This window comes from Pantoea sp. CTOTU49201, assembly GCF_032054795.1.
Classification (GTDB): Bacteria; Pseudomonadota; Gammaproteobacteria; order Enterobacterales; family Enterobacteriaceae; genus Pantoea; species Pantoea symbiotica.
The window spans coordinates 355-7270 of sequence record NZ_DAMBSA010000240.1 but is presented as its reverse complement, the minus strand read 5'-3'; the positions used below and the strand labels follow the sequence as shown (position 1 = coordinate 7270).

Below are 6916 nucleotides of genomic sequence, written 5' to 3'. Positions count from 1 at the left end.
TCGGTTTCGAGGCCGTTTTCCGCCAGCAGCGTGGCGTCGGTGGTACGCATTGTTCTACCCGTTTCTTGTCGAAATCATAACGGCAGCCACAATAGTGCAGGTGATAATAATTATCAATTCAATCTGAGTAACAAAATCCAAAAAAAAGTGCGCATAATTGCGCACTTTCCAGGATTGTTGGATCGCCATTAATGGCGACCTTCACACAACAATCACTCTTTAAACGTCGGGAATTCCATCTCGCTGTATTTCACGAAGCGAGAGCCGCGTGTCAGCTTGTAACCCAACCAAATCACCAGGAACAGTGGCAGACCAATATAGGTCGCGGCGACGCCATACCAATCAATGCGGTCGGCGAGGAACGCCTGATAGTTCTGCCCCAGCGTGATGATCAGACACAGAATAAAGGCGAAGATCGGTCCCAGCGGGAAGAAGCCCGAACGGTATGGCAAATCGGCAAGGCTGTAACCCTGCGCGATATAACCGCGACGGAAACGGTAATGGCTGATGGCGATACCCAACCAGGCGATAAAGCCGGTCATACCCGAAGTGTTGAGCAGCCACAGGTAAACTTCCTGGTTACCAAATTTCGAGCTCAGGAAACACAATCCTGCCACCACGGTGGTAGCAATCAGCGCGTTACGCGGCACGCCACCTTTCGACAGCTTGCCGAAGATGCGTGGCGCTTTGCCTTCACGTGCCAGGTTGAATAGCATGCGCGTTGAGGCGTACATGCCGGAGTTACCCGCCGACAGCACCGCCGTCAAAATTACCGCGTTCATTACCGCCGCCGCCGAGAGCAGGCCAGCATTCTGGAACACCAGCGTGAACGGGCTGATAGCGATATCGGTGACGTCGTTATGCAGCAGCTTCGGATCGGTGTACGGCAGAATCAGGCTGATAATCAGAATGGCGAAGATATAGAACAGCAGGATTCGCCAGAACACCTGACGCACTGCGCGCGGGATATTCTTCGCCGGATCCTGGGATTCACCGGCCGCGATACCAATCAGTTCGGTGCCCTGGAAGGAGAAGCCGACGATCATCGCCACGCCAATCATTGCGGCAAATCCACCGGCAAACGGCGCTTCGCCCACAGTCCAGTTGTGCCAGCCAGCGTTTTCTGCGCCACGCAGAATGCCGGTGATCATCAGCACGCCCACCACAATAAAGATGATGACGGTGGTCACTTTGATCAGCGAGAACCAGTATTCCGCTTCGCCGAAGCCTTTTACGGAGATGTAGTTGAGCAGGAACATCAGGCCGAGGAACAGTGCGCTCCAGATCCAGCCGGGCGTGTCCGGGAACCAGTAATTCATGACAAGCTGCGAGGCGACGAGGTCAACGGCGATGGTGACCGCCCAGTTGTACCAATAGTTCCAGCCCAACGCGAAGCCGAAGCCTTCTTCAACGTATTTCGAACCGTAGGTGGAGAAGGAGCCAGAAACCGGCATAAATGCCGCGAGTTCGCCGAGGCTGGTCATCAGGAAGTAAACCATCAGGCCGATGAGCGCATAGGAGAGCAGCGCGCCGCCAGGTCCGGCCTGAGAAATGGTCGCACCCGAGGCGACAAACAGGCCGGTACCGATGGAACCACCAATGGCGATCATGGTGAGATGACGCGCTTTTAATTCACGGCGCAATCCAGGTTGTTGTGTTGTTTTTGAGTCATTATGCATGTGTAAACGCTATGCTGGATAAAAATGAGGCGAGATTGTAGCAGCTAGCCCCAAGCTGTATAGCATTCACGTCGGGTTATTAGTTACCTTCATGATCGGCCAGGAATTATTAGCCGCAGCGTGTTAAGCACTGCGATTATTCTCGGCAATACGACAGGAAACGGCTCAAAGCTTTGGAGACATGCTTCTGTCGATGATGGATGCGATACAGCGTGCGCGTCAGGCGCGGCAACGGGATCAATACTTCCACCAGCGTGCCGGCTTCCAGCAGATCTTCAATCACCCGCCGCGACAAACAGCTGATGCCCATGCCGTGACGCACCGCATGTTTAATCGCCTCTGAGTTGCCCAACTCCATGCCGAGCTGAAACTGCGGCAGATGCGACAGCAGCAGATAATCCACGATCTCACGCGTACCCGAGCCGCGCTCACGCAGAATCCACGGCGCGGCAGCGAGTGTTTCCAACGTAATCGGCTGCTGCAGGATGGCGGCATCCGGCGCGGCAAAAACCACCAGCTCATCTTCCAGCCACGGCTCGCTGATAATATCCAGCTCGTGACATGGACCTTCGATCAAACCGATATCGACACGAAAATCCGCCACCGCATTAATCGCATCCTGGCTGTTGCCGACGCTCAGCTCCAGCGGCAGCGCGGGAAAATCACGGCGATAGGCGGCGATCATGCCCGGCAGCAGGTAATTGCCGATGGTGCTGCTGGCGAACAGGCGAATCGCCCCGTTATCTTCTTTAAACAGCTGTTCGATTTCGCCCGCCTGCTCCATCAAACCCACGGCGCGCGGATAGAGTAAACGGCCATGCTCATTCACCACCAGCCGCTTACCGACGCGGTCAAACAGCTGCACGCCAAGCTGGTTTTCCAGATCCGCTAACGCGGCGCTCACCGCCGACTGCGACAGCGCCAGCACTTGCGAAGCCTGGGTTGTCGAGCCGCTTTTCAACACTTCGGTAAACACTTCAATCTGCCGCAACGTGATGTGCATGTGTCCCTCTTATATTACTTATACTGGTTAATTATAAATATATTATCAATTTTACTTTTATACCAGTGCGGTGCACGCTTGTGAGGTAGAGATTGAGTGTTAGAAGGTCGCCATAAATGGCGACCCTACAGGAGAAAAGTATGGCTGAGTTAAGCGTGAATAAAAGCCCGTTTCATCTACATCAGTGGCTGCCGGGTTTGCTGCTGACTGTCGCGATTGCCGGTATCGCGGCATGGCTTGGCAATCAGTCTTGGTTGGCCGGTGCCGGATTCGGTGCGCTGACGTTAGCGATTATTTTGGGCATCGTGCTCGGCAACACCCTTTATCCGCAGATTGCTGGAGCTTGTGACAGCGGCGTGCTGCTGGCGAAACAGCGCTTGCTGCGCCTCGGCATCATCCTTTATGGCTTTCGTATTACCGTGCAGCAGATTGCTGATGTCGGTCTGAGCGGCGTGCTGATCGATGCGCTGGTCCTCAGCTCCACTTTCCTGCTGACCTGTTTTATCGGCATTCGGCTGTTGAAGATGGACCGTGAAACCGTGTGGCTGATTGGTGCGGGCAGTAGCATTTGCGGCGCGGCGGCGGTGCTGGCGAGTGAACCTATCGTTAAAGCTGCGCCGTCAAAAGTGGCGGTAGCGGTTGCCACCGTGGTGCTGTTTGGCACCGTTGGCATCGTGCTGTATCCGCTGCTGTGGTCGCTGCTGCCAACGGTCAGTGCAGAACATTTCGGCATCTTTACCGGATCGACGCTGCATGAAGTGGCGCAGGTTGTCGCGGCTGGTCATGCGATGGGTGCAGAAACCGAGAATACTGCGGTGATCGCTAAAATGCTGCGCGTGATGATGTTAGCGCCCTTCTTACTGATTCTGGGCAGTTGGCTGAAGCGTCAGCGTCGCCACAGCGCGCAGCAGCAATCAATCAGTTTCCCGTGGTTCGCGCTGCTATTTATTGTGGTTGCGCTGTTTAACTCGCTGCATCTGCTGCCTGCTAACGTGGTTGGTGCGCTGAATCAGCTGGCGAATCTGCTGCTGGCGATGGCGATGGCGGCGCTGGGTTTAACCACGCGTTTCAGTGCCTTAAAGCAGGCCGGTTTGAAACCGCTGCTGCTCGGCTTGATGATGTTTGGCTGGTTGATTGTTGGCGGCGGAGCACTCAATGTGCTGGTGCAACATTTCATGGCGTAATCGCATCCGCTATAGTGAGCGCTTTGCAGTAGCAATCGCCCAATCAGGAGAGCGGCATGAAATATATCGGCGCACACGTCAGTGCATCAGGCGGCGTGGACCAGGCAGTTATCCGTGCCCACGAACTCGAAGCCACTGCGTTTGCTTTGTTCACTAAAAATCAGCGCCAGTGGAAAGCAGCACCGCTGTCAGGGGAAGTGATCGATGCGTTTAAAACCGCCTGCGATCGCTACAACTTCAGCTCTGCGCAGATCCTGCCGCACGATAGCTATCTGATTAACCTTGGCCATCCGGTGATGGAAGCATTGGAGAAATCACGCGAAGCTTTCCTCGATGAGATGCAACGTGCCGAGCAGTTAGGTTTGACCTTGCTGAACTTCCATCCCGGCAGCCATCTCAAGCAAATTGATGAAGAAGCGTGCCTGAAGCGTATCGCCGAATCGATCAACATCGCGCTGGATAAAACCAGCAGCGTGGTGGCGGTGATCGAAAACACCGCCGGTCAGGGCAGCAACCTCGGTTTCCGCTTCGAACACCTCGCTACCATTATTGAACATGTAGAAGATAAGTCGCGCGTTGGCGTGTGCATTGATACCTGCCACGCCTTTGCGGGCGGTTACGATCTGCGTACCGAAGAAGCCTGCGCGGAGACGTTTAGCGATTTCGAGCGCATTGTCGGTTTCCAGTATCTGCGTGGAATGCACCTGAATGATGCCAAGAGCACGCTAGGCAGTCGCGTCGACCGCCATCACAGCTTGGGTGAAGGCAATATCGGCAAAACCGCATTTAGCTGGCTGATGAAGGATAAACGTTTTGACGGCATTCCGATGATTCTGGAAACCATCAATCCGGATATCTGGAAGGATGAGATTGCGTGGCTGAAGTCAGAGCAACAGGGTTAATTATGTGATTAAAAACAAAAAGGGAGCCGAAGCTCCCTTTTTTCATGTCTGACGAAGATTACGCTGCTTTTACCAGCTCTTCTTCCGGACGTTTCAGAATGGCGTAGCCAAGACCTGCCACCGCAGTACCAATCACAATCGCCAGCAGATAACCCAATACTGGGGTAATCGCGCCAGGAATCAGCAGGACGAACAGGCCACCGTGCGGTGCCATCAGTTTCGCGCCAATCGCCATGGAAATCGCACCGGTTACCGCGCCGCCAATGATACAGCATGGCAGCACACGCATTGGGTCACGCGCCGCAAACGGAATGGCACCTTCAGAGATAAAGCACAGACCAAGTACCAGCGCCGCTTTACCGCCTTCCTGCTGACCTTTGTTGAACTTACGACGCGCAACAATCGTCGCCAGGCCCATCGCCAGCGGTGGCACCATACCGGCCGCCATAATTGCCGCCATCGGTGCGTAGGTTTGTGAACTCAACAGGCCAACACCAAATGCATAAGCCACTTTGTTCACCGGACCGCCCATGTCGGTACACATCATGCCACCGAGAATCGCGCCCAGCAGTACTGCGTTCGCCGTACCCATGTTTGCCAGCCAGGTTGTCAGGCCAGTCATGATGCCAGCAACCGGCTTACCAACCACGTAAATCATCAGCAAACCGGTAATCAAACTCGCTACCAGCGGAATGATCAGAATCGGCTTCAACGCTTCCATACTCTGCGGCAGCTTCACTTTGCTGCTGAGCATCTTCGCGGCGTAACCCGCAATGAAACCGGCGATGATGCCGCCAAGGAAACCGGCGTTAATGCTGGTGGCGATCATACCGCCAATCAAACCTGGCGTCAGACCTGGACGGTCCGCAATCGAGAAGGCAATGAAACCGGCCAAAACCGGCACCATCAGCGCGAAGGCACTGCCGCCACCAATTTGCATCAGTGCCGCTGCTAAGGTCCCCGGCTCTTTAAATGCGGTGATACCAAAGGCGAATGACAGCGCGATGCTCAAACCACCAGCGACCACCATCGGCAGCATGTAGGACACGCCGGTCAGCAGATGACGATAAGCACCGGCTTTCTCTTTGCTGTCGCCCTGCGCGCTGGCCGCCTGATTGCCGCTCGGCTGATAGGTTTTCGCTTCAGCCTGCGCTTTATCCAGCTCCTGCGCGGTTTTCTTCAGCGCCAGACTGGTTGAGGTGCGGTACATCGGCTTACCGGCAAATTTCGCCAGATCCACATCGATATCAGCCGCGACGATCACCAGATCGGCTGCCGCTACTTCTTCCGCGGTAATCGCGTTGCCAGCGCCCACAGAACCACGGGTTTCTACTTTCACCCACCAGCCACGCTTAGTCGCTTCGGCCTGAATAGCTTCGGCAGCCATAAAGGTGTGCGCAACGCCAGTTGGGCAAGCGGTCACCGCCACAATGCGTTTCTGACCACCGCTCTGCGCCGCCACTGGCGCGGCAGCGGTTGCAGCTGCAGGCTGCCAGGTTTTGGCACTCGCTTTGGCTTGATTGATTGCCGCCAGCGGATCGCGCAGCGCTTGCTGCACATCCACCAGCGCCAGCGATTTACCCGCCAGCTCTGCGTCGTGCGGCGCATTATGACCAGCAACCAGCACCAGTTCCGCTTCGGCGGTATTATCGGTCAGCGTCAGTCCGGCTTGTGCCGCCGTCGCGCGTAAGCGTTCCAGCGCCAGATGTCCTGAAGCCAGTCCCAGTGAAGAATCTTTTATCAGCAGCGTTTTCATTATCGCTCTCCTGCTGTTAGTTAACGGGTTGTAAGTCGACGCGTGCCATCATCGCGGCCAACTGGGTACGATCTTTAACGCCAACGTTGCTTTGGCTGACGGCCATCGCCGCCACTGCCGTTGCCAGACGCAGCGTGTGCTCGCTGGATTCACGCATCAGCAAGCCGTAAATCAGGCCGCCGACCATCGAATCGCCGGCACCCACGGTGCTGACCACTTCGCAAGCGGGCGGTTTGGCGATCCATTCGCCGGAGGCATTCACCCACAGCGCGCCTTCCGCACCGAGAGAAATCACCACGTGCGCAATACCTTGCTCACGCAGTTCATGTGCGGCGCCAATCACGTCCTGCAGCGCAGGCAATTTGCGACCAGCCCAAATCTCCAGCTCGCGG

General features: G+C 55.7%; 7 protein-coding genes. 3 read left to right on the top strand and 4 right to left on the bottom strand.

The annotated features are described in order from the left end of the window. On the top strand, positions 1 to 192 hold a 192-nt coding region (locus tag RTY00_RS16140), incomplete at its 5' end, for a hypothetical protein (RefSeq protein WP_312665116.1). A gap of 20 nt (positions 193 to 212) precedes the next feature. Here the strand turns inward: RTY00_RS16140 and RTY00_RS16135 are convergent. Next, positions 213 to 1679 carry an amino acid permease gene (locus RTY00_RS16135; protein ID WP_312665115.1) on the bottom strand — a complete coding sequence of 489 codons (1467 nt, stop codon included), beginning with the start codon at positions 1677 to 1679 and terminating at the stop codon, positions 213 to 215. A gap of 136 nt (positions 1680 to 1815) precedes the next feature. Next, on the bottom strand, positions 1816 to 2682 hold the full coding sequence (gene yieE, locus RTY00_RS16130) for a DNA-binding transcriptional regulator YeiE (protein WP_061717796.1): 867 nt from the start codon (positions 2680 to 2682) through the stop codon (positions 1816 to 1818). 140 nt (positions 2683 to 2822) lie between these two features. On the opposite strand from yieE, the gene RTY00_RS16125 reads away from it, so the two are divergent. Then, complete coding sequence (locus tag RTY00_RS16125) at positions 2823 to 3866, top strand: YeiH family putative sulfate export transporter (protein ID WP_312665114.1); 1044 nt, start codon at positions 2823 to 2825, stop codon at positions 3864 to 3866. Positions 3867 to 3922: 56 nt separating this feature from the next. Next, a complete protein-coding gene (nfo, locus tag RTY00_RS16120) occupies positions 3923 to 4768 on the top strand; it encodes a deoxyribonuclease IV (protein ID WP_312181480.1) in 846 nt (281 codons plus the stop codon). Positions 4769 to 4826: 58 nt separating this feature from the next. On the opposite strand, the gene fruA is transcribed toward nfo, so the two are convergent. Together fruA and RTY00_RS16110 are read right to left on the bottom strand one after the other, a co-directional pair. Continuing rightward, positions 4827 to 6524: a PTS fructose transporter subunit IIBC gene (gene fruA, locus RTY00_RS16115; protein ID WP_312665113.1), complete on the bottom strand. Its 1698-nt coding sequence runs from the start codon at positions 6522 to 6524 to the stop codon at positions 4827 to 4829. Between the two features lie 16 nt (positions 6525 to 6540). Continuing rightward, positions 6541 to 6916, bottom strand: a 376-nt coding sequence (locus RTY00_RS16110; protein WP_312665112.1) for a PfkB family carbohydrate kinase, incomplete at its 5' end; no start/stop codon positions are given.

Bases quoted from the DNA above. Each gene is read 5' to 3' on its own strand.
- RTY00_RS16135 (WP_312665115.1), bottom strand. From the start codon at position 1,679: ATGCATAATGACTCAAAAACAACACAACAACCTGGATTGCGCCGTGAA.
- yieE (WP_061717796.1), bottom strand. From the start codon at position 2,682: ATGCACATCACGTTGCGGCAGATTGAAGTGTTTACCGAAGTGTTGAAA.
- RTY00_RS16125 (WP_312665114.1), top strand. From the start codon at position 2,823: ATGGCTGAGTTAAGCGTGAATAAAAGCCCGTTTCATCTACATCAGTGG.
- nfo (WP_312181480.1), top strand. From the start codon at position 3,923: ATGAAATATATCGGCGCACACGTCAGTGCATCAGGCGGCGTGGACCAG.
- fruA (WP_312665113.1), bottom strand. From the start codon at position 6,524: ATGAAAACGCTGCTGATAAAAGATTCTTCACTGGGACTGGCTTCAGGA.